Source organism: Rhizobium azibense (genome assembly GCF_004342325.1).
Taxonomy (GTDB): Bacteria; Pseudomonadota; Alphaproteobacteria; order Rhizobiales; family Rhizobiaceae; genus Rhizobium; species Rhizobium etli_B.
The window spans coordinates 101,570-123,841 of the sequence record NZ_SMBJ01000002.1 but is presented as its reverse complement, the minus strand read 5'-3'; the positions used below and the strand labels follow the sequence as shown (position 1 = coordinate 123,841).

The following is a 22,272-nucleotide window of genomic DNA, read 5'->3' as shown; positions in this document are numbered from 1 at the left end:
ATCGAGGGCGGCTGACTTTCAAGAGTGGACCGCAGCGATCCGAAGTCAGCACCTCTTCTCTGCGTAAGGGCTGTATTCCCGGCAAGAATCCAGGCTGCCATGAGATGACGCGGGTGTCGCGGGCGCAGCAATTGCGCCAGTGACCTCAGGCGATACCGAAGAATTAAGGTGCCCGGTCAATCCGGCAATACCGAGAAGGACCAAAGCCCCTACCACAAGCAGCCGTTCTCCCAGAGAGAGCTTCTGTGCGTTGAGGTGCTCAACATAATCGCGCTCGCCCTCGCTGGTGGCTTGTGCGTTTGTCGGGTGATGTGCCACCATAGTGTTGTGGCGCGGGTTCAAAATATCATGGCGTGTCATTTTTTATTACTCCTGCGGCACAGCGGGACCGGGCGGTCAAAATATGATGCCCGTTGGGGGTCCGCATGTCGGGTGCATGTGGTCTTGCATGTGGCAGAGTTGAAGAGCCGATCTGCAAACTCAGTGTTCAGAAAATCGGACCAATCGGCGATACCACGGTAAACAGGCTGGTCGGCAGCGACGATCCGCGATAGGTCAAGGAAAACGATACCGTTACGGATTTCTCCCATGACCAAGCCATTCGGCGCGATGACTGTCGCGCAACTGTCGGTCCTCATTCAGAGCGGCGCTGCTGATCCAGTCGAGGTCGTGCGGTCGATCTTTGAGAATATCGAAGGCCATTCCGACAAGGCGGTCTTCACGGTGCTTCTGAAGGAACGGGCCATTGACGAGGCCAAAGCTTCCTCGCTGCGCATCCGCAAGGGTTGCTCGCTTGGCTCTCTCGACGGTATTCCGATCGCATGGAAGGATCTCTTCGACATCGAGGGCCTTGCAACGACGGCCGGATCGAAAGTTCTGGCGAGCACTACGCCAGCGGCAAGTGATGCAGCGATCGTTATGGCGCTCAAGCGGGCCGGAATGATTACTGTGGGGCGAACGAATATGAGCGAATTCGCCTTTTCGGGCCTCGGCATCAATCCGCATTATGGTACGCCGCATAACCCGCACGGCATCGATGTGCCGCGTATCCCGGGGGGCTCATCTTCAGGGGCAGCTGTGGCTGTCGGCTCCGGCCTCGTACCGGTGGCGATGGGAACCGATACGGGCGGGTCGGTCCGTATCCCCGCCGCGCTCAACGGGGTGGTAGGCTTTAAGGGATCGCGCCGCCGATATTGCATGGATGGCGTCTTTCCGCTTGCAAAGAGCCTGGATTCGCTCGGTCCGCTGTGCCGAACGGTAAAGGATGCCGTGTGGATCGATGCCGCGATGCGCGGTCTGACCTCATCGGAGGTACGTGCCCGTCCGCTGAAGGGCATTGAGATTGCCATTCCCGAAAACGTGGTCTTCGACGACGTCGAGCCCGGCGTTGCGGCTGCCTTCGACGCGGCGGTGGAACGGCTGGCAAGAACCGGGGCGATCATCAGCCGCGCGGCGATGCCCGCTTTCGACCAGATCCTGACATCGATGACCCGTTACGGCGCGCTGGTGACCGCCGAAGCTTTCGCACTGCATCGAGAGCGCCTGGCAGGACCGGAGGCTGCGGGCATGGATCGTCGCGTTGTCATGCGTACGCGTCTCGGCGAAAAGACAGGAATGCCGGACTATATTGCAATCCTCGAGCTTCGAGACCGGCTCATCGCCGAATGCCAGCAATTGATCGGCGACCGGCTGCTTGCATTCCCGTCCGTCGCCCACGTGGCGCCGCCGATCGCGCCTCTGGAGATGGATGACGATCTCTTCTTTGCGACGAATGCCAAGACACTGCGAAACACGGCGCTCGGCAATTTTCTCGATTGGTGCGGCGTGTCGATCCCATGTGGAGCCGGCGATGCCGGAATGCCGGTGGGCTTCCTATTGTCGGCGCCGGCCAATGGCGATGACGTGCTGCTTGGCGCCGCACTTTCCGCGGAAGCCGTCATTCGCGGCGATTTCGTTTGAAGGGCCGAGCCTTTGATGGCTAGGATGGAACAGACGAGGAGGGCGATGATGGCGCAGGCTTTGCCGAACGGCCGTTTTGCAGTTTCCACATGGTCGTTGCATCGCCTCCTTGGACCGATTTATCCCTATAGTCCTGATCAGGAAAGAAATGCGGCGCGCAAGGAACCTTACGGCCCGGGTGCGGCCTCGCTGGTCGAGTTGCCGCAGCAGCTTGCCGAGCGTGGCATTCACCGGCTTGAGGTCTGCTCCTTTCATCTGCCGAGCCTTGAGGCCGGTTATCTCTCAGACCTTCGCGGTGCGATGAAGGCATCGGGCGTGCTGTTTCAGACCCTCCTGCTTGAGGATGGCGACCCCAGTCACCCTGATCGCGCCAAACGCGACGCAGCGTGGATGTCCGGCTGGATCGAAAGGGCGGTCGTGGCGGGAGCGCAGAACTTGCGCGTAATTGCGGGCAAGCAGCCGCCAACGGAAGAAAATCTCAGCCGGGCTTTGAGGCATCTGAGGCAGCTGGCGAAGGAAGCCGATGGCAGTGGGGTGCGCATCGTCGTCGAAAACTGGTTCGACCTTCTGCCTTCGCCTCGGCAGATGAACTGGCTGCTGGACGGGCTTGAGGGCACGGTCGGCCTCAATGGCGACCTTGGCAACTGGACTGCGCCCGAAAAATACGCAGATCTTGCCGATATCATGTGCCGTGCGGAGCTTTGTCATGCGAAGGCAGATTACAATGCCGCCGGTCTGGATGGTGCTGACTACCTCATGTGCCTGGAGGCTTGCGACGCTGCCGGTTACGTCGGACCGTTCACGCTGATCTACGATTCACCGTTTTTCCCGGACGAGTGGGATGGAATCTTGTTGCAGAAAACATTCATCGAGGAATTTCAAGATCAGCAAACACGCGCTCGCCTGAGCGGGGAATGGAGAACGACATGACGCAGAGACCGGCAATCGAAAGCTTCGCGGACAGGATCAGGGCAGACGGACATGCTGGCTTGGTTTCTGCTTGGATCGGTATACCCGAACCGATGGTCGTCCATCATCTGGCGCAGGAAGATTTCGATTCCGTCGTGCTCGATATGCAGCACGGCATGTGGGATATGGCTTCAGCATCGAATGCCGTTACGCAGTGCCGTTCTGCGGGAAAACCCGCACTCGCGCGCATCCCGGTTGGCGATTTCGCTTCGGCCTCCCGGCTGCTCGATGCTGGATGCACCGGCATCATCGCGCCGATGGTCAATTCGGTCGCCGATGCGAAGGCGCTTGTGCGGTTTGCCAAGTATCCACCGCTTGGCGAACGAAGCTGGGGACCGACGCTGGCGCTCAACCATATGGAGCTCTCGGCAGACGAATACCTGCGCACCGCCAACCGGCTGACGCTGACGATTGCGATGGTGGAGACGCGCGCAGCACTTGATGCCATCGATGGCATCCTTGGTGTCGAAGGCATCGACGGCGTCTTCGTCGGTCCCTCCGATTTGTCAATTGCCCTTTCGAACGGTGCAAGGCTCGCGCCGGACACCGACGAGATCGACAAGGAACTGGCCCACATTGTCGCGCGGTGCCGAGCACACAAGAAATTCACCTGCGCCTTCGGCAGCAATGGAAAGCGTGCTGGCGAGCTGTTGAAGCTCGGTTGCGATCTAGTTGTTGCGAGCGCAGATACGACGCAAATGCGCGCTGGCGCTGCCAGTGCAATCGCCGCTGCCCGGACGTTTGCTGACGGCCGCTAGGCAGACGATTTGACAGCGAGCCAGATGACGTGGCGCGCTCCTCCGCGCGTGCCGTTGGCGCGTGTATTGACCGCATCCACCAAAAAGCCGCTGTCGCGCAGCTTGCGGCTGAAGCTCGGATCGGGGCCGGACGACCAAACTGCAAGAACGCCGCCAGAGCACAGCGCTTCGCGCGACGCTCGCAGGCCGTTGAGGTCATAAAGCCGATCATTGGACGTGCGGGTCAGCCCGTCCGGCCCATTGTCGACATCGAGCAGGATTGCGTCGAAGCCCGCTTCGACTGAGCAGATGACCTCTGCGACATCGCCTTGATGGAGGACGACGCGCGGATCCTCGAGGCATCCCTTAAAAACCTCCGCCATTGGCCCGCGCGCCCAGGCGACGACCGCCGGAACCAGTTCAGCGACAACCACTTCGGCGTCCGCAGGTAGGACCGCGAGCGCTGCACGCAAGGTGAAGCCCATGCCAAGGCCGCCGATGAGGATCTTCGGTCGTGTGTGGTCTTTGATGCGATCCCAAGAAAGCGTGGCAAGCGCTTCTTCGGATCCGCTGAGACGGCTGTTCATCAGCTCGTTGGAACCGAGCATGATGGAGAATTCGCTGCCGCGCCGCTTCAGGCGCAATTCTCCGCCGTCCCCGGGGATGATCGTGGAATCGAGCTGTATCCAAGGTAGCATTGCGGCAAGGCCTCACGGAAATTCGTGGTCTCCCCTAACACGAAATTCATGCCGGCGAGATAGAAATTGGCGTGGCGGACTTGCTGCGCCCGCTGTTGTCCTATTGCGGGCACGCCCGGCCATAGCGGCTTGTCTTGGCGGCAACGCCGCGTTTTGGCGTCGGGCAACGCCTGACATCGGTCGGGCCGGCGTTATGCGGTATGACGACATCGACACTGCCGGTTTCTATCGGATCAAGCGGAATGACGAGACCATTCGTCGTTGGGCTCTCCGGCGAGGTGCCAAGAGGAGGAGTGCCGTCAATGCGCCCGGTATAATCCGTGCCCATATTGGATTGCGCCAACACGGGACCGGCTATGCCGAGAAAGACAATCGAAGTCACCGCGAATATCGTGCGCATGATCAAAATCCTTTCGAGCTGATCAACGCGGCCACAACGGCAAAGGCGCCCATTTGTTCCGAACCGTTCCGATCACATCGCAGAGAGCGCTTCGCCTTATGGGGCAGCGGTTCTAGCGCGCTGCCCAATTGGCGCCGCGCCGGAAGATGGACTTCATCTGCGGCACGCCGAATTCCTGGGCCCGATGGCCGAGCGAAGAATAGAAGACGCGGCCCTTTCCGTACTTCCGCTTCCAGACGACCGGCATTACCACGCCGTCGATCCAGTAGGCATGATCACCTGTGAACGTCGTCGTTGCCAGCACCTCGTTTGAGGGGTCGACATGCATGTAATATTGCTCCGACGTATAGGCAAAATCGCTCATCCCCTCCATGACCGGGTCGTCCGGCCGCGTAATATTCACTGTGTAGTCGATGATGTTGCCCGGATGGGCGACCCATTGACCGCCGATGATGAACTGATATTCGACGCACTCGCGGAAGCTGTCGCCCGCGCCGCCGTGATAGCCGGCGATGCCAACGCCGTTTTCAATCGCAGCAGCAAGATTCTTGATCTCTTCCTTTTCGATCTTCGACATTGTGACGATGGGCACCACGAGATTCAGATCATGCACCGACGGATCGGCCAAGGCTTCAGTGCTGTGCTCGACATAGACCTTGAAACCGTCCTCCTGAAGCATGTCCTTGATGATGGCCGCGCATTCCTGCGGTTCGTGGCCGCTCCAGCCACCCCAGACGATCAGTGCTTCGCGCATGTTCTTTCCTCCTGAATAATTACTTGCCCAACCGTCCGTCGATAAGGGAATCCGACAGCGCCGCCGGGCGCTGCGTCTCTGTGGCAATCGTGACCGTGCGGCCGGTTTCGGAGGCGGCTTGAAACGCCTCCATGACTTCGAGAACGTGCAGCGCGAGGCTGCCGTTTGCCCGGTGCGGGCGATTACAGCGAATGGCGTATGCAAGATCTGCCACGCCGAGCGAGCGGTAGTTGGCGTCTGCGTAAGGCGCTGTCAGTTCCTGCACTTCGAAGCTTCCGCCCTTTTTCAGAAGCTGGACCTCCCCGCCGAAATGGTTCGGGTCAGGAACGATCAGCGTGCCTTCCGTGCCATAGAGTTCAAGCGGCACATGCTTGTGGCCGGCGACGTCAAAACTCATGCCAATCTGAACGATCGCCCCGTTGGCAAAGGCCATCACGCCGACGACATGGGTTGGCACATGCACTGGAATGTGCTCGCCGCTGTGCGGCTCGCTGGTGATGGTCCGCACCTTGCGGGGCGCGATCGCAAAGCCCGCGACCTGCGCTACCGGCCCGAAGAGATTGACGAGATCAGTGATGTAGTAAGGTCCCATGTCGAGCATCGGCCCGCCGCCGACCTCGTAGTAAAAGGCCGGGTTCGGGTGCCATCTTTCGTGGCCGGGGCACATGAAGGTGGCCGTACCGCCGACCGGCTGGCCGATCATTCCCTTGTCGATCAGAGCACGTGCCGTCTGATGCCCGCCGCCCAGAAATGTATCGGGTGCCGCGCCGATGCGGAGGTTTTTCGCCTTCGCGGCTTCAGCAAGTTTTTTGCCTTCCGCAAAATTGATTCCGAGGGGCTTTTCCGAATAGGTATGCTTTCCTGCTTCAAGCGCCTTCAGGCCGACGGCCACATGCGCTTTCGGTATGGTCAGGTTGACGATGATTTCGACTTTTGGATCGTCAAAGAGCTCGTCGACGTTTTTTGCCGGGACGCTGAATTCGGCAGCCTTTGCCTCCGCCAAGGATCGGTTGAGATCGGCGACGCCGCGGATATCGAGGATCGGGAACGAGGCCATGGCCTTGAGATATGCGCCCGAAATATTGCCGCAGCCGATGATGCCGATGCCGACCGTGTCCATGATGACCTCCCAATCGATTTTACAGTTACAGCGTTCACAGTGCCGGCCCCGTCGTGTTCCAGGGCGACTCATAAAGTTCGTAAAGGGCAACGGCTGCCGCACCTTGCGCCCAGAAATCGTCTGTGGAGTCGTCGAAGACCAGTTCGGTGACGCCTTTCAAGGATGGCGGGATCGCAAGTGCATAGGCATTGCGCAGACTGTTCAGAAATGGCTCGCCCAGCGCCAGGCTGGAGCCGACGAGGATCACGCGCGGCGGGGCAAAGAGCGTGACGATGTTGGCGATCGTCAGCCCGACGGCCTCGCCAGCGCGTATGGCGGCGCCGATGAGGACATTGTCCTGCTGCTTGATTAGCGCCTGAGCGTGAGCCATGCCGCGGCCGAGACGGATTGCTTCGGCAAAACGCCCGTCGGCCTGATGGTCGCCAAGGATTGCACTTTCGCCGGCCTGGCTCGACAGGCGCACGGTGCCCTGCGATCCCGTGCCGAGCACGAGGTCGCCGAGATTGTGGCTGAGGCCGCCGGCACCGCGAAAGAGTTGGTTGCCATGCAGCACGCCAAGCCCGAGCGTCTGTTCCAGGGAAACCAGCACCATATCCTCGAGATCTCGTGCCTTGCCGAACCAGTGATGGGCAAGCGTGATGGCATGCGCATCGCTCTCGATGATCGTCGGCGTCCCAAGCCGCGCAGTCATTTCCGAGGCGAAATCGACATTCGTATCGCGAAAGATGGGGCTGCTGCGAACATGGCCGGTGCGATGCTCGATTACGCCTGGAAGGCCAAGACAAACGATATCGACATCTTCCAGCGACAGGCCGGCATCCACGACGCAACGGCGTACGCCATCTTCCACCAGGTCGGCGATGACTGTGATCGGCTGTCGGTCGATGCGGATTGGCAGGGTGAGCTTGGAAAGCACGTCTCCGCGGAAATCGGTGAGCACGAAGACGAGCCGGCTTGCCGCAATCTTTGCACCGACGACACGTGCCGCATCCGGGTTCAATTCGAGCATCACACGGGGACGGCCGCGGGCAGCCTCGTTGCGGATGTCTCCTTCATGACGCGTCAAAATGAGCCCGTCATCGAGAAGCGAGGCGGTAATTGCCGATACCGTCGTGGTCGAGAGTTCGGTGCGTTGGCTGATCTCCACACGTGCGATCGGCCCGTGGCGGCGGATCGTGTCCAGCACATTCAAGCGATTGATCGCGCGCATTAATTCAGGATCTGCGGTCTTCATGAAACTAGCCGGGCAATCGCTTTGCGTCAGGGCAATGCCCCGATGATTTGGACGGGATACAAATTAAATAACAGGCAGTTTGCGGATGCTGTCAAGCGAATCTGGCTGAAACTTGGACTATCGGGTTGACATCGGTCAAGGCAGCGGTGAATTATTCCGCATAGGGGACAAAATAGTGAGGACATTGGCCCCCGGGAGGAAAAACCATGACCTATAATCGCATGAATGCCGCTCTTTGCGCCAGACGCATCGCATTCCTGGCTGCGGCCGCAGGCATTTCCGTGATGTTCGGAGCCGGTGCAGCTTGCGCCACAACGGTCGTAAAGTGGCTGCATCTGGAGCTCGATCCGAGCTATGTGGCCAAGTGGGAGGAGATTGCCAAGGCTTATGAAGAAAAGCACTCCGATGTCGACATACAGATGCAGTTTCTCGAAAACGAGGCCTTCAAGGCAAAACTGCCGACGCTTCTCCAGTCCGACGACATACCGGACTTCTTCTTCAGCTGGGGCGGGGGCGTCCTCAAGCAGCAATCTGAGACCGGCGCGCTTCAGGACGTGACAGCCGCCCTCGATGCAGATGGCGGCAGGCTGCGCAACGCCTATAGCGCGGCCTCTGTCAGTGGTCTGACCTTCGACGGCAAGGTCTGGGCAATGCCATACAAGGTCGGTCTCGTCAGCTTCTTCTACAACAAGGAGCTCTTTGCAAAGGCAGGCGTGAAGGCCGATGGCATCAAGACCTGGGCAGACTTCCTGGACGCCGTAAAAAGGCTCAAGGACGCCGGCATCGTGCCGATCGCAGGTGGCGGCGGCGAAAAATGGCCGATCCATTTCTATTGGAGCTATCTCGTCATGCGCGAAGGCGGACAAAAGGTCTTCGACGCTGCCAAGAAGGGCGAGGGCGAAGGCTTTCTTGATCCGGCGGTCATCAAGGCCGGCGAGGATCTTGCCGAACTCGGGAAGCTTGAACCCTTCCAGCCTGGCTATTTGGGGGCGACTTGGCCGCAAACGCTCGGTGTCTTCGGCGATGGTAAGGCCGCCATGATCCTCGGTTTTGAAAATACCGAAGCCAATCAGCGCAAGAATGCCGGTGACGGAAAGGGGCTTTCGCCGGAAAACATCGGCCGCTTCAATTTCCCGGCCGTAGAAGGCGGCGCCGGCAAGGTAACCGATACGCTGGGAGGCTTGAACGGCTGGGCGGTAACCAAGAAAGCGTCCAAGGAAGCGATCGATTTTCTCGCCTTCTTGACGAATGCAGAAAACGAACGATCCATGGCCAAGGCCGCGATGCTTCTGCCGGTGGCGGTCGGCGCCGATGATGGTGTGACCAACTCGCTTCTGGCTCAATCCGCCAAGCAGCTCGCCGCCTCGACCTGGCACCAGAACTATTTCGATCAGGATCTCGGCGCTGCCGTTGGCCGTGTCGTCAATGACGTCTCGGTTGAAATCGTCTCCGGGCAGATGAGTTCGCAAGACGGCGCCCAGCAGATTCAGGACGCCTTCGAACTGGAGCAATAACCCGCTCCGCTTCCTTTGTCCCGGCGCCTTCTCAACTGGCGCCGGGATCAAACCAGGAAAATGCGAAGGCGAAACAGATGGCCAATATTTCGATTTCACCGGCGATCGGAGCGGCACGGCCGGCCAGGAAAGCGGCGAGAAACCGCAGTTCGGCTGCGCACGACCGCTGGGCCGTACTTCTGTTCTTTCTGCCGCCGGCTCTGCTGCTCTTTACGCTCTTCGTCATCATGCCGATGGGCGAGGCGGCCTGGTACAGCCTCTACAAGTGGAACGGCTATGGTATGCCGACGGAGTTCATCGCGCTCCGCAACTTCCAGGTGCTTATGCGCAACGCCGCCTTCACACAGGCGCTGGTCAATAACGGCCTGATTATCCTGATATCCATCGCCATCCAGGTTCCGCTGGCGATCTGGCTGTCGACAATGCTGGCTCACCGCATCGCTGGCGTCGTCGTCTTCCGCTTGATCTTCTTTCTGCCCTACGTTCTTGCCGATGTCGCAGCTGGCTTGATCTGGCGCTTCGTCTATGACGGCGACTACGGCCTCTTTGCCGCAATCTCGAATTTCTTCGGTCTCGCAACGCCCTATGTGCTCGCCGACAAGGACCTCGCCATCTACGCCGTGCTTGCCGTTATCGTCTGGAAGTATTTCGGCTTTCACATGATGCTCTTCATCGCCGGGCTGCAATCGGTCGACAAAAATGTGCTCGAAGCAGCTGAGATCGACGGGGCGACAGGCTGGCAGAAGTTCCGCTATGTGACGCTGCCGCTGCTTGGATCCACGCTGCGCCTTTCCATCTTCTTTGCGGTTATCGGCTCGCTGCAGCTCTTCGACATGATCATGCCGCTGACAGGCGGCGGACCGTCGAATTCGACGCAGACGATGGTGACCTTTCTTTACACCTACGGCGTCATGCGCATGCAGGTCGGTCTCGGCAGCGCCGTCGGCGTTGTTCTCTTCATCATCTGCATGACACTCGCCTTCGGCTACAAAAGGATTTTCATGCGCAATGATTGATACCGGCTCCACCATTCGCATGCCGCTGCGAACGCGCGTTTATCTCTACGTGTCGCTGACGCTGATCGCGGCGCTGGTTCTCATACCGTTGCTGACGACGGCGCTCGGCGGTTTCAAGACGCTGGGCGACCTGCGCACCAATCCCTTTGGGCTGCCTGCAGAGTGGCAATGGTCGAACTATACCGACATCCTCTTCGGAGACCGATACTGGCTGCAGATCTTCAATTCGCTGGTCATTGCAGCGCTCACGGTCTCTCTGACGCTGATCGTCTCATCGATGGCCGCCTTCGCCTTTGCGCATGTCCGCTTCTTCGGATCGTCATTTCTGCTGAACTATTTCCTGCTCGGCCTGATGTTTCCTGCAGCAACGGCGATCCTGCCGCTCTTCATCCGCATCCGCGATCTGGGCCTACTCGATACCTATTGGGGTGTGGTGCTGCCGCAGGTGGCATTCGGCCTCGGAATGAGCATCCTGCTTTTCAGGAACTATTTCCGCAACCTTCCGGAGGAATTGTTCCAGGCGGCCTTTGTCGACGGTTGCGGCTATCTGCGCTTTTTCTGGTACATCTCGCTACCGCTGGCGCGGCCGATCGTTGCAACCGTCAGCATCATCTCCTTCGTTGGCAGCTGGAACAGCTATATCCTGCCGCTGATCATGCTGAATTCGGAGCCGAAATATCCGTGGCCGCTCGGCATCATGGTCTATCGTGGCGAGTATGGCACCGAATGGCAGCTGGTGCTCGCCTTCATCACGCTTACCATCCTGCCGACGGTAATCGTGTTCTTCATTGCCCAAAAGCATATCATTGCCGGTCTGACGGCCGGCGCCGTGAAGACCTGAGCAGCCTGTGCATCATCCTGCCCAGAGCTCATGAAAATGCTGAACCGGACCCTGGCCCGAACCGACGCTGAGCATGCCGGCTCCGGCAACGGCTGCAGCCAGGTAATCCTTGGCTGTGGCGACCGCTGCCTCGAGCGATCTGCCCTTTGCGAGCTCTGCTGCAAGCGCGCTCGAAAGCGTGCAGCCGGTGCCGTGCGTGTTCTTCGTCGGAACGCGTGGAGCTTCGAACCAGGTAATCTTGCTTTCGCTTATCAGAACGTCGGGGCTTTCCATCCCGCCAAGATGACCGCCCTTTACGAGAACGGCAGAGGGACCAAGCGCGTGCAGCTTTTCCGCTTGCCACTCCATGGCATCTCGGGTGCCTGCTACCTGCTCTGCGAGCAGGGCGGCGGCTTCTGGCAGATTGGGGGTCAGAAGCGTTGCGAGCGGCAGAAGCCGGGTCTTGAGAAAGCCGATGGCTTCAACATCAAGAAGTGCCGCACCGCCTTTGGCAATCATCACCGGATCGAGCACGATCGGGATCCCGCGGTGCGGCAAAAGCGCTTTGGCGACAGCTTCGGCAATCGGCGCATTGGCGATCATGCCGATCTTCACCGCATCGACGCGGATATCGGCGAAAACCATGCCGATTTGCTCGGCGACGAACTCCGCTGGAACTGCATGCACGCTGGAAACGCCATGGGTATTTTGTGCCGTCAAGGCCGTCAAAACGGCCATGCCGTAGGTGCCGCGCGCCGAAAATGTCTTCAAATCGGCCTGGACGCCGGCACCGCCCGAAGGGTCAGAGCCGGCAATGGAAAGAACGTTGTAGATCATGCGCGTGCCTTTCGGATTGCCTCAGTCAAGCTTGCACCAGCCTGCCGCGGATCCGCGTGCCACAGATGACAGATACGAGGACAAGCCACTTGACCCTGTCGCAAGCACCCGAAGCGGCGGCGATCGCGGTATTGACCATGCTGGCGCCGCGCAAAGGCTCGGGGGGAGGGATAAGGGGATAGATTGAAACGCCTCATATCGATGTTACTCTCGCAATCCGCGAGTGTGTCCCATCGAGCTGCATCGCGACAATCGATGGTGATGCAATGGACAAGTGGCGGCGTCGCGCGCATGGCCGCAAAGAGTTGCCTGGGTGAATTTCGTATCGGCATTTGCCCCTTTCGGGCGGGGCAAAGACGCGGGGAGCCTTACTGAACAAGCGAAGGCTCCGAGCGACTCCCTCCGCCAGCATTATCCGGTTCAGGTTCGAAGGGTACTTCTCAGCCCGTCTTTCAACGAACGCCCCTGTCTCTCATCGCGGTCTTCATTGCAGACAAATCTCTGTCTGTCACCCCTAAAAACGGCATGGCCCGTATTGCTTGAAGCCAGGGCCCGTGCCAACGTCTTCGCTTGTGGAGCCCGATTTGGCGAAGTCGCGAATAAAGACGTCCTCACCATTCTGTGGTCGAGCTATGGCCGCTTGCTTTTCCAAGCGGCGGAGTTTGCAAGCCCGCAACGACGGCGCTGACGAGAACGAGAGGGCGCTCAATGCGTCGATATTTGTTGAAACGCTTCGACGCGTTCGGCCGGAATGCATACCCACTCGGGGCGGCTGCGATCATGTATGGCGTAGTCGTTTTCGCGAAATATTCTGGCTACCTCGTCAAAGTCCTCGGTAACTTCCACCACTATGAGAGGCCTTACATTTGCCAGACAGTGTGAACTACCGAGAAGCACACGGTGTTCAGCTCCCTCCACATCTATCTTCAGCAGCGCCGGACGAAGGCCCGTCTCTTCCAAGTATGTGTCAAGCTGCATCATCTCGACCGTAATGGATTCCATGAGCGCATCGCTGAACGCATTCTCGCGGTTTTGTTCAAAGTTTTTATAGTTTCTGTCCAACGAATTGTTCTGTCCCGACAGCCCTTCTATCCAAAACTCCACGGGGCCATCGAGATCTCCACACGCAGCCTCAACGATTTTAATGTTCGCAAAGCGCTCTGTGTTGGTTCGAAGATACGGCAAATTGTTGGGCCCAGGTTCGAAAACGACAACAGTACCGTCATCGCCAACAATCTTTGCTAAATGCACCGACAGATAACCAATGTGACCGCCGAGCTCGACAACGGTATCTCCCGGCCTTGCAAGCTCGGCGAGCGTCTTCATGATATGCTTCTCGCGGTGCTTGCCTTTGAACCAGTATCCCCGATGCTTGTAAAGGTTCAATCTCAGGGGCGCATCGCGCCACCAATGATGGCGCACGACAATGTCGCGCGTTCCCCACTTGCGAAGGAAATGGAGTGCAACGCGCCGCAGTGGGCGGTATCTTGCCAGACTTCGCAGCGGCATAGCACGGTCTCCGACCGAAGATGATCTAAGGGCAAGTTCTCCTCGTTTTGAAGTTACTTCACTTTTTTGCGTTTTAGAATACCCTAAACCAACGGAGGCGTTGGCGATGAGCTTAAATGACGTTGCATCGGATGCCAAAATCGATGAACGTGCGAAAAGGCATGAGCAACCTGCGGTCGCGACAATTTCGCGATCTTTGGAATTATATGCGTTTTTTGCTGCTATATTTCTCTGTTCGATGAATTATTTTAGAAGTGACTATATTTATTTCACACTCGCAGATCTGTCTTTTCTTCTTTGCTTTTCTCTTGCTGTTGCGAACGCGAATGTCGTCGTCAATGTCATTGGCAAGCTGAGCACGGCCGTCTGGTGTTTCGGGCTTGCCCTGCTGCTTTTGGGATTGACTGCCAGCAGCACGGTAAGCGCAGCGCCGGAACGCGGTCTCGTGGTCGTCCTGCAGTATTTCTACGCCTATTTTATCGTGCTGCTTTTGTTTGGTGGACGGAGCTATGACGAGCTCTTAACGGCGGCAAAGATTTATGTTTTTTCGATAGTGATAATTTGTATACACGGCATTTTTCTCATCCATGTTATTGGAGAGACAAATACGCAGTTCGTCACCGGGAGCGGACGCTTCAGCGGTTTGATGGAAAGAGAAAATGCGTGCGCCGCCGTTATTGCGCTCGCAATTCAAGTCCTGCTTCTGCTCGTTTCCTTGAGACAATTAAACAGGTTGCTCGCGCTTTGTGCCTTTGTGATCATGTCCTACGGTCTTCTTCTGACTGGCTCGAATACCGGGCTCATCGGCTGCGGGATCGGCATTGCGATCTTTGTCCTGTTCAATCTTACGTGGAAGACGGTTTTGCCTGCCGCTGCTCTTTGCCTCTGTGTTCCACTTATCGCGATTACGCCGTTGCGTGATTATCTACCGGACGTTTTCCAAAAGCGCGTGCTTACCGCTGTCGATACAGGAGACATCAGCCAGGCGGGAACGTTTGGTCGTCGCTTTGAACTCATACAGGAGGCGGCCGGTCAGACGGGGTCCACGCTTTTGCTCGGGATTGGAGCGGATCAGTACAGAGTAAGCAGCGCCGTACAGAAACCCGTACACAACATTTACTTGCTCCTTTGGACGGAGGGGGGCTTCATCGCGGCTCTTGGCTTTGTCGTCATGGTGATCAGCCTCTCGGGGCCGGCGCTTGCGGCTACTCGCATCAAGGACGGCTTTCCGTTCGCCATCTGTATTTTTGCGACCGTTGCGGCGTTTTTGGCTATGGGCAACGCAATGACTCATATGTATGGACGTTTTTGGCCGGTTCCGCTGCTCATTCCTGCCGTTCTCGGGCAGGCCTTTGTGAAGCGATCGCAAGCCTAGTCACTCCGGATTGGTCGGGATTGTAAACTGTGGCCCAGCGCGGAGCGTCGCGAGGCACGCGTCGAGATCAACAAGACTGGTTATCACCGCATCGGCTCTATGGTCAGGCTCGCTGGCGTCTTCCATGTGGATGCGGCCCAGCCGGGCAATCTGGATCGTCCTCCATCCCAGACGCCGCGGAGCGATGAAATCCTTGGCGGGATTGTCAGCGATGTAAACGAGCTCCGTGCACGGTACTCCGGACCATTCCTGGATAGCCTCGAACGCCCTCGGATGCGGTTTCCAGAACTTGGAGCCCCAGACATCGGTATAAACGATGCGGTCAAAGATCGCCTCAAGACCCAGCGCCTTGACCTTTGCCATTTGTGTTGCTGCATGGCCGTCGGTTATGAGGGCCAGGCGTGCCGTCCTGGCTGGATTGCAAAGATACTCCAACGCATCGGGCGCCAACTGTATGCGCGGATGATGTTGCCGGTAAACTTCAATCAGTTTTACAGTCAACGTCCTCTCGCCGGCCAAACCTGCAGCAACGAGCGCCTCATCGAACACGCGTGAGCGCCTGCCGGTGGCGAAGATTGCCTGGCAATGAGCAGCGAAATTCGCAACACCCATTTCTCGATCCAGCCAGGCGGATGCCGCCTCGAAACCACTCTTGGCAAAGTCGCTTTCGAGATAGAGCGTGTCATCCAGATCGAAGACTAGAACGCCACCTTGTAATTCACTCATCTTCGCCGTCCACGAAGATCGCTTCGTCGTAGCGCAGCATCAGTACGCCAGAACGCCAGTTGTCATGACAGCTTGCAGGTGAGCCTGAGACTTCCTCGAGCAGCCATTTTGCAAATTGCGCGCCTGCATGATCAGCCAGAGGATAGCCACCTCCGAACCGTGCGTTGATCTCGATCACTTTGGGGCCGGCAACGCCGTCGTCCATCATCTGAAAGCAGAACGCACCTCTAAGACCCGGCAGCGCGCCGACGATGTCATGGGCGATGCGGGAATGTCGCGCCTGGCGCTCGGTGATGCCTTTTTCGACCTCGCCGGCCCTGACACGAACGCGACGATGTGTAATGGCTGTCTGTAGTCTACCGCGCGCGTCTACAAAGCCGTTCACCGTGTATTCAGTGCCCGTCAGGTTTTCTTGCACAATCATCGGTTCGCTGATCTTGGAGGGCAGCTCGTCTCGCGATCCGGCGACGCTGATCGCGCGGCTGGCGCTTCCAGACCGTGGCTTGACGAAGACCGGCCAGGACCATTCGCTGGTCGAGGCGAACTCCTCAAGTGCGATGGTGCGTGGGACGGGGATTCCCGCCGCGCCAAGCACATTCATCGTTTCAAGCTTGTCGCGAACGATGTCGATCACCGCCGGTTGGCTGACATGCACGCGACAGCCGATTGCCTCAAAATCGTCCATCGCCCTTGCGAGAGCCGGGAGTTCGGGATCGATCGTTGGAACGATCAGATCTATTTTTTCACGCAATGCAATTTCCTGCAACGCCCAAACGAAGTCGGGATCGTCACAGGCCGGGACAGCGTAGCTTGCATCCGCGGATCGGCAGGCAGGGCTCATTCCCGGATCCAGATCACATGCAATAACCGTCAGCGATATGCCGACCTCCTTCGCCGCCCTGCGAAAGCAGTTGATGAGCGCGACCCGTCGGCCGGCGGACGAAATCAGGATCTTGACCGCTTCTGACGTCATTGCCGCTTTCCTCTAGGAGTGCGAAGCTGCGAAGTCTTTTCCAGACGCATTGATGCCTATTACGGCCAAGCCTGGAGCGAGGACCCGGACCGCAAGTGGTCGTGCATCCGCAGCCGCGATGTTTCGGGGCGCCAAGCGCTGACATCAACGCAATTGCCGTCGCCACACATGACCAGAAAACCGCTGGCGCCGACGGTTTGAATTTGTCCGGGAAGGCCGATGTAGCGATCCGGATTGGGGAATAGATCAGCTGCATCGATATATATCCTTTCGCTTCCAGAATGGGTAAAAGCGCCGGGGTAGGGGTCTCCGACCGCACGGATGAAGCGCGTAATGTCTGCGGCCGGCAGGCGCCAGTCAATCAAGCCGTCTTCAGGCCGGCGCCTCGCGCAATAGGAGGCCTTCTCCTCGTCTTGGGGGATCCTGGGCGCGCTGCCGGTTTCAACCATCCTGATGGCCTGGGGGACCATTTCTCGAATATTCAGCAGGTGCTTATCGTAGAGGCTGCGGGCCGTCTCATTTTCAGCTACGTCAAAGACGCGCTGAAGCAGGATCGGTCCGCAATCCACACCGTCATCAAGCCAGAAAAGTGTCGATCCCGTCGTCTGTTCGGAGCGAAGAATGGTCCAGGGTATGACGCCCCGACCCCTTAGTCGGGGAAGGGCGGCGGGATGAAAGCCAATCGCCCCGTTGCTTGCAAGCTCGCGTAACGTGCGCCCGCATATTTGGGACCACCCGACGACAAGGATCACATCCGGACCGATACTGGAAACCTTCGCAAGGGTCTCGGCAGAGTTCACATTCGTCGTATGAAAAAAGGAAATGCCGATCTCGCGACCCATTGAACCGAGATCGGCAAAATCCGAGTGACGATCAGCAGCGGTTGGCGGCAGGGTTACGACAAGGGATGGCGGCCGCCCAGAGGAAGCGAGCGCTTCAAGGGCGACTTTTGAACCTTCCACTGCTCCGACGAGAACGATCCGCATTCTGGGGCCACGACAGCGAGTTATGCCGAGCGATTGTTGTATCAAGCAAGGCTTGCCTTCACGGAAGGCTCTTTAGAAGCTATAAAAACACGAGCGCACAATTCCTGTCCAGAGGACTTGCGGGCTCTGTCGTCTTGCCACGCGCTGAGGGGCACTATGGCCAAGGCAGATGTCATGCATATCATTACCAATTTCACAGCGCATGCCGGCGCTGAGACGATGCTGGCACGGCTGCTACATGCCTCGGTCGACCAGCGCATATTGGTCGTTTCGCTCATGGGGATCTCGGAGCGAAATCTTAATATTTCGAGCAATCCCAGTGTCGAGTACGTATCGCTCGAAGCCACGAAGTTGAGGTCTCTCGCACGCGCCTTGCCGAAGCTTGCCAGGTTAATCAGGCACGAGAGACCACCCGTCATTGTGTGCTGGATGTATCATGCGATGATCGTCGGCACGATCGCGGTCCTGCTGGCACACAGGAGCACCGCAGTGATCTGGAACATCCGCCAGTCGTTGGATGACTGGACGTCTTTGACCCGGAGTTCGCGCGCCGCTGTGATTGCGGCCAAGTGGCTATCGTGGCATCCGAAGGGCTTTATCTTCAATTCAGCCAGGGCGCTCGAGATGCATGCGGCGGCTGGTTATCGAACGCACAATGCCGTCGTCATACCGAACGGCTTTGAGCTGCCGCAATCCGTGACCCCTCAGCCTCGATCGGTAAATCGGATCGGCATTGCAGCGCGTTTCCATCCACAGAAGGATTATCCCACTTTTTTCAAGGCGGCGGCGCGCCTTCTTCAAACCCATCAAGGGCTGACTTTCGTGGCTGCGGGACGTGGTCTGTCCTGGAGCAATCCAGCCGTCCCACAGATGATCTTGTCCGCAGGTCTGGCGCCGGAAAATGTCCAACTCCTGGGCGAAGTCGATGACATGGCTGATTTCTATCGATCGATCGACATTCTCGCTCTCTCTTCGAGAACAGAAGGTTTTCCCAACGTCTTGGCGGAGGCGATGAGCTATGGGCTACCGGTTGTTACGACTGACGTGGGTGACGCTGCAAGCATCATCGGCGACGGCGGCCTTGCAGTCCCCTCCCAAAATCCGGAGGCGCTGGCCGCAGCGCTTCGAACTCTTCTTGACAGCGGAACGGATCGATATGCCGAATATGCGGCGGCGGCACGACGGCGTATCGAGGAAGAGTACGACCTGGGCACAATAGTGCGGAAATACGATTGTTTCTTGAAACAATTCAAGGCTGCAGTCGAAGGAAAAGATCACATCACTCTTTGAGATTGCGGGCTGATGCGCATTGTTCGTTCTTTGTGTGCTACGGTTTCGACCGTTCGAGGTTGCTGGCGATGTTGAAACGGCTGTTCGATGTCCTGTTTTCCATTGCCGCAGGACTATTGGCACTGCCAGTGTTTATCATCCTGGCTGTTACTGTAAGGATCGTTCTTGGTTCCCCTGTCATGTTCAGCCAGGAGAGAGCTGGCAAAGAGCGTCGACCATTCATGATGAAGAAGTTCCGGTCAATGACCAGCGATGTGGATCCTCACGGAAAGCTCTTGAGCGATGACGAACGCACCGGGAAATTCGGCGCGCTGTTGCGACGTTCCCGACTGGATGAGCTGCCCGAATTGTGGAGTATCGTCATTGGCGACATGAGCGTCATAGGACCAAGGCCGATACTCTTGAAAAAAATACATGCCCTTGGCGAGCGCGGGATCTTGCGCTGTTCGGTGAGGCCGGGATTGACCGGGTGGGCGCAGATCAACGGGAACACCAAGCTTACCGACGATGAAAAGGTTGATCTGGATATCTGGTATATCGAAAACCGCACATGTCTGATGGATGCCGAGATAATCGCTAAGACCGTTTTGGTCATGATTTTCGGTGAGAGACGGAACGAGAAACGCCTTGCTGCGGCCGTTTCTGCTGCGAGGAGTCGCGACCGGCCTCGTAAGGGTTCACAGTAGAGCTCGTTTGAAGATCGACGTCCGTCAACCTGCCGCAAGCGTCTATTATGCTTTCAGGAACGCTGAGTGTTCTTTTTATCCCGAGGTGTCGTCAATACCTGACCTCTCAGGGGATGTTTTTACCATGAAGCCAATATACTTGTTCCTGCTTTTTACAACGGAGTATTTGTGCTGAACAGTTTCTGAGAAATGAAAGAAAGCGAGATTGTCCTGAATGTCATCGGAGATAAATACACCACCAGATCGCAGCGCCTGCCAAAGGCGGCTATAGCCAAACATTCTTCCTGAATAGCTCTTATCGCTATCGTAGTGACACATATCCAACGGATGTAAGCGCCCCAGCGCCTTGCCTATCCCGCTGCGGTCGGCTTCTCGGATGAGCTCCCAACAACTGCGAAGGTGTAAGGGGACCGCTGCCCCAACATGCTTTTCGCTCCCTAAGCGCAGGTAGGGTCGATCAACACTGACGAGCTTTCCCCCGCTTCGCTTGGAAACGCTCGCAAGAATTGCGAGACTGGAATCACCCAGAGCGACTCCCGTTTCAACAACATGCTTGGCCTTCAACGATTGCGCCATGCTATAAAGGAAGGACATATCGGCTCCGCCCCCAATGTATTGAGGGGCGACAGTTCGGGCCTTGCCTACTAGGCGTGCTAGTTCAGGCTCCGCGTCCTCGAACGGGGTCCAAACAAATCCGGACATGACCGAAGGAAGGCGATCACATTCGATGGCCTCTCTTGCGCAACGAGCCTTTGCAATGGGACCGGTTGCCTCACCTTCGGCAGGAAACAATGTACGGGAAACCAGTGATGGGATGGTCGGCCACAATGATGGCCGCAAAGCATAACCGGCAACAGACTGAAACGCAGCCTTCATCATCTGCTCCTATTTGAGGCGAGCGTGCTGGCGAATGTGATTACATTCAGCAGATGGCAGGCCGCTGCAGACAAACGCTCCCAAGAGTGTGATAACCATCTTATTTACAGAATGCTAATATTCAAGTGGGCTGATTGAAGTATTTCCTTTGCGGTCATTTTTCCGACGACCTGTTTGCGCCCATGCTTGGATCGTTTGCGGCCACGAGCCCGCAGCTGAAGCAACGGCTAGAGGTCAGTTATCATCCTCCATTGAAGAGGCCTGCTGACGAAAGCTGTGCCGTTTGCGCCATACATTCTAAGCCGTGCTCTAGCTCGTGCGCTTCGTTATCCTGCGCCATCGCGGGTCCTTTGGGGCCAGGCGGTATTCTCAGGTCGTTTCATCATGGTGATCATCAAAACCGCATCAACGGGAATAATAACTCGGCCACCTTGACACAATGGGCTGCGACGCCGATGAATTTCTAACATGCGCCGGGGATTATTTGGATGATGCAACACGGCAATCTGAAAGACCTGGGGCGAGTTGCAGCAATACCAGCGCGGAACACTACAGTTGACTTTTTAAGGGCCGTAAGCGTCCTTTGGATCGTTGGCTTCTGGCACCCCATTGGATATTCACCGATCAGGGAAGTCGGCAAGAACGCTGTGACCCTGATGGCGACGGTCGCCGCCTTGGGACTTTTTGTGCTTCTGTCTGGCTACCTGCAAGGAGGCCGCGGCCGTAGTTTCTTCGACTTTTATAGGCGACGCTTTTGGAGGATCTACGTACCATTCGTTGGTGCCAGCTTGCTATTCATCATCATGAATATTGGAGATCATCTTTCGCTGATCAAAGGCGTCTTCCTGGTGGCAATGCTGGATGAGCCGGCAGCGGTTACGCTGTGGTTCATCAATATGATTATGCTCTTTTACCTTTGTACGCCAGCGCTGCTCTGGATCAAACGCAGGTCGCTGACGTTGTTGTTGATTATATCGGCCACAATCTTACTGGGATTGCTGGCCGCCGACTGGTTTTGGGAACGTCTGGACAATCGGCTGGTGATCTACTTCCCCTGCTTCGTGGCCGGGATCGTTTTGTCTGGATCAGCTCCGCCAAAGATGGTCTGGCCGGTAGTGTTCGTCGCCGCAGTCGCTTGTGTCGCCACGCTTCCTGCGCCGACCGATGGAACAGATATTATCCTTCTGCCTTGGGCTGTGCTCGCCTCGCTCTGCGTGTTTTGCTTAACCTCGGGGCGGCTTGACGACCTATCGGATACGGCGACGATGTGGATCGAGCGAGCCGCCTATGCCAGCTTCTTCGCCTATCTTCTGCACCGGCCCGTATACAGGATGCTGGAAGCACTATCGGCTGCAATCGGGCTTGATCCCTTGATCTTGATTGTCGCGCTTGGAGTACCGACAACCGCTATCGCGGCGTACTTCCTACAGAAAGGCTACGATCGCTTGCTCGCATCCGCCAGAATTGCCTAACGTGATCCGTCACCTTCCTTCATCCCGCGCGCGATCGTCAGGCCCACATGCGGCTGCAGAGCGGACGGTCTGCTTGGGGCTCTCCTTTGACGGCAATGCCTGATGAGATGCCGTAAGATCGCCATGCCGACCGGGTTGCCTTTGAGCCCGGCGCCATGAAATCCATCATAATTGTTATCGTGTGAGATGCAGCTTCAGCACGTGGATCTTCAAGCGGGAACCTCAATACAGCACCCCAGAGCAAAAAATCACGGTGTGATTGAAGGTAACGGGAGCTCCAGGCCTTTCTTCCATTTAAGCGGTAGGAGCGCTGGCCGACGC

The 22,272-nt window shown here is 57.6% G+C and carries 22 protein-coding genes and 1 riboswitch; of the genes, 10 read left to right on the top strand and 12 right to left on the bottom strand.

Features of this window, described 5'->3' with window-relative positions; genetic code table 11:
- Positions 1-45 precede the first annotated feature (45 nt).
- Positions 46-360 (bottom strand): hypothetical protein, encoded by a 315-nt coding sequence (locus EV130_RS04730; protein ID WP_074064749.1) that lies wholly within the window; start codon positions 358-360, stop codon positions 46-48.
- 228 nt (positions 361-588) lie between these two features.
- Here EV130_RS04730 and EV130_RS04725 point away from each other — a divergent pair, with 228 nt between their 5' ends.
- The 3 genes from EV130_RS04725 to EV130_RS04715 are packed head-to-tail and all read left to right on the top strand — an operon-like array spanning position 589 to position 3,686.
- Positions 589-1,959 (top strand): amidase, encoded by a 1,371-nt coding sequence (locus EV130_RS04725; protein WP_132659480.1) that lies wholly within the window; start codon positions 589-591, stop codon positions 1,957-1,959.
- 48 nt (positions 1,960-2,007) lie between these two features.
- Positions 2,008-2,889, top strand: coding sequence for a sugar phosphate isomerase/epimerase family protein (locus EV130_RS04720; protein ID WP_132659478.1), 882 nt, complete (start codon positions 2,008-2,010; stop codon positions 2,887-2,889).
- The gene (locus EV130_RS04715) at positions 2,886-3,686 is read left to right on the top strand and encodes an HpcH/HpaI aldolase family protein (RefSeq protein ID WP_074064746.1); all 801 of its coding nucleotides are present in this window, start codon (positions 2,886-2,888) and stop codon (positions 3,684-3,686) included. The genes EV130_RS04720 and EV130_RS04715 overlap by 4 nt, the downstream gene beginning before the upstream one ends.
- Here the strand turns inward: EV130_RS04715 and EV130_RS04710 are convergent.
- From EV130_RS04710 to EV130_RS04690, 5 genes are all read right to left on the bottom strand, one after another.
- Complete coding sequence (locus tag EV130_RS04710; RefSeq protein ID WP_074064745.1) at positions 3,683-4,363, bottom strand: spermidine synthase; 681 nt, start codon at positions 4,361-4,363, stop codon at positions 3,683-3,685. The genes EV130_RS04715 and EV130_RS04710 overlap by 4 nt on opposite strands.
- A gap of 100 nt (positions 4,364-4,463) precedes the next feature.
- Positions 4,464-4,763, bottom strand: coding sequence for a hypothetical protein (locus tag EV130_RS04705; protein ID WP_074065681.1), 300 nt, complete (start codon positions 4,761-4,763; stop codon positions 4,464-4,466).
- Positions 4,764-4,875: 112 nt separating this feature from the next.
- On the bottom strand, positions 4,876-5,517 hold the full coding sequence (locus tag EV130_RS04700) for a ThuA domain-containing protein (protein WP_074064744.1): 642 nt from the start codon (positions 5,515-5,517) through the stop codon (positions 4,876-4,878).
- Positions 5,518-5,536: 19 nt separating this feature from the next.
- Positions 5,537-6,637 carry a Gfo/Idh/MocA family protein gene (locus EV130_RS04695; protein WP_132659476.1) on the bottom strand — a complete coding sequence of 367 codons (1,101 nt, stop codon included), beginning with the start codon at positions 6,635-6,637 and terminating at the stop codon, positions 5,537-5,539.
- A 34-nt stretch (positions 6,638-6,671) separates the two neighbouring features.
- The gene (locus EV130_RS04690; protein WP_074064742.1) at positions 6,672-7,871 is read right to left on the bottom strand and encodes an ROK family transcriptional regulator; all 1,200 of its coding nucleotides are present in this window, start codon (positions 7,869-7,871) and stop codon (positions 6,672-6,674) included.
- Positions 7,872-8,077: 206 nt separating this feature from the next.
- On the opposite strand from EV130_RS04690, the gene EV130_RS04685 reads away from it, so the two are divergent.
- From EV130_RS04685 to EV130_RS04675, 3 genes are all read left to right on the top strand, one after another.
- Positions 8,078-9,385 carry an ABC transporter substrate-binding protein gene (locus EV130_RS04685; RefSeq protein ID WP_074064741.1) on the top strand — a complete coding sequence of 436 codons (1,308 nt, stop codon included), beginning with the start codon at positions 8,078-8,080 and terminating at the stop codon, positions 9,383-9,385.
- 77 nt (positions 9,386-9,462) lie between these two features.
- Positions 9,463-10,401, top strand: coding sequence for a carbohydrate ABC transporter permease (locus tag EV130_RS04680; RefSeq protein WP_132659474.1), 939 nt, complete (start codon positions 9,463-9,465; stop codon positions 10,399-10,401).
- Positions 10,394-11,242, top strand: coding sequence for a carbohydrate ABC transporter permease (locus tag EV130_RS04675; protein WP_074064739.1), 849 nt, complete (start codon positions 10,394-10,396; stop codon positions 11,240-11,242). The genes EV130_RS04680 and EV130_RS04675 overlap by 8 nt, the downstream gene beginning before the upstream one ends.
- Positions 11,243-11,254: 12 nt before the next feature.
- Here EV130_RS04675 and thiD read toward each other — a convergent pair whose 3' ends face one another.
- Complete coding sequence (thiD, locus tag EV130_RS04670; protein WP_074064738.1) at positions 11,255-12,058, bottom strand: bifunctional hydroxymethylpyrimidine kinase/phosphomethylpyrimidine kinase; 804 nt, start codon at positions 12,056-12,058, stop codon at positions 11,255-11,257.
- 380 nt (positions 12,059-12,438) lie between these two features.
- Positions 12,439-12,535, bottom strand: a riboswitch (TPP riboswitch).
- 228 nt (positions 12,536-12,763) lie between these two features.
- Positions 12,764-13,567: an FkbM family methyltransferase gene (locus EV130_RS04665; protein ID WP_074064736.1), complete on the bottom strand. Its 804-nt coding sequence runs from the start codon at positions 13,565-13,567 to the stop codon at positions 12,764-12,766.
- Positions 13,568-13,673: 106 nt separating this feature from the next.
- On the opposite strand from EV130_RS04665, the gene EV130_RS04660 reads away from it, so the two are divergent.
- Positions 13,674-14,942, top strand: coding sequence for an O-antigen ligase family protein (locus EV130_RS04660; protein WP_165918492.1), 1,269 nt, complete (start codon positions 13,674-13,676; stop codon positions 14,940-14,942).
- On the opposite strand, the gene EV130_RS04655 is transcribed toward EV130_RS04660, so the two are convergent.
- The 3 genes from EV130_RS04655 to EV130_RS04645 are packed head-to-tail and all read right to left on the bottom strand — an operon-like array spanning position 14,943 to position 17,627.
- On the bottom strand, positions 14,943-15,668 hold the full coding sequence (locus tag EV130_RS04655) for an HAD family hydrolase (protein WP_074064734.1): 726 nt from the start codon (positions 15,666-15,668) through the stop codon (positions 14,943-14,945). It abuts the gene before it with no gap.
- Complete coding sequence (locus EV130_RS04650; RefSeq protein ID WP_074064733.1) at positions 15,661-16,641, bottom strand: ATP-grasp domain-containing protein; 981 nt, start codon at positions 16,639-16,641, stop codon at positions 15,661-15,663. Before EV130_RS04650 ends, EV130_RS04655 begins: the two co-directional genes overlap by 8 nt.
- A gap of 59 nt (positions 16,642-16,700) precedes the next feature.
- Complete coding sequence (locus EV130_RS04645) at positions 16,701-17,627, bottom strand: methionyl-tRNA formyltransferase (protein ID WP_074064732.1); 927 nt, start codon at positions 17,625-17,627, stop codon at positions 16,701-16,703.
- A gap of 156 nt (positions 17,628-17,783) precedes the next feature.
- Here EV130_RS04645 and EV130_RS04640 point away from each other — a divergent pair, with 156 nt between their 5' ends.
- Together EV130_RS04640 and EV130_RS04635 are read left to right on the top strand one after the other, a co-directional pair.
- Positions 17,784-18,917: a glycosyltransferase gene (locus tag EV130_RS04640; RefSeq protein ID WP_245520021.1), complete on the top strand. Its 1,134-nt coding sequence runs from the start codon at positions 17,784-17,786 to the stop codon at positions 18,915-18,917.
- A gap of 68 nt (positions 18,918-18,985) precedes the next feature.
- A complete protein-coding gene (locus tag EV130_RS04635; protein ID WP_074065680.1) occupies positions 18,986-19,603 on the top strand; it encodes a sugar transferase in 618 nt (205 codons plus the stop codon).
- Positions 19,604-19,678: 75 nt separating this feature from the next.
- Here EV130_RS04635 and EV130_RS04630 read toward each other — a convergent pair whose 3' ends face one another.
- A complete protein-coding gene (locus EV130_RS04630; RefSeq protein WP_081377247.1) occupies positions 19,679-20,482 on the bottom strand; it encodes a class I SAM-dependent methyltransferase in 804 nt (267 codons plus the stop codon).
- 485 nt (positions 20,483-20,967) lie between these two features.
- On the opposite strand from EV130_RS04630, the gene EV130_RS04625 reads away from it, so the two are divergent.
- Positions 20,968-21,951, top strand: coding sequence for an acyltransferase family protein (locus EV130_RS04625; protein WP_074064729.1), 984 nt, complete (start codon positions 20,968-20,970; stop codon positions 21,949-21,951).
- Positions 21,952-22,272 lie beyond the last annotated feature (321 nt).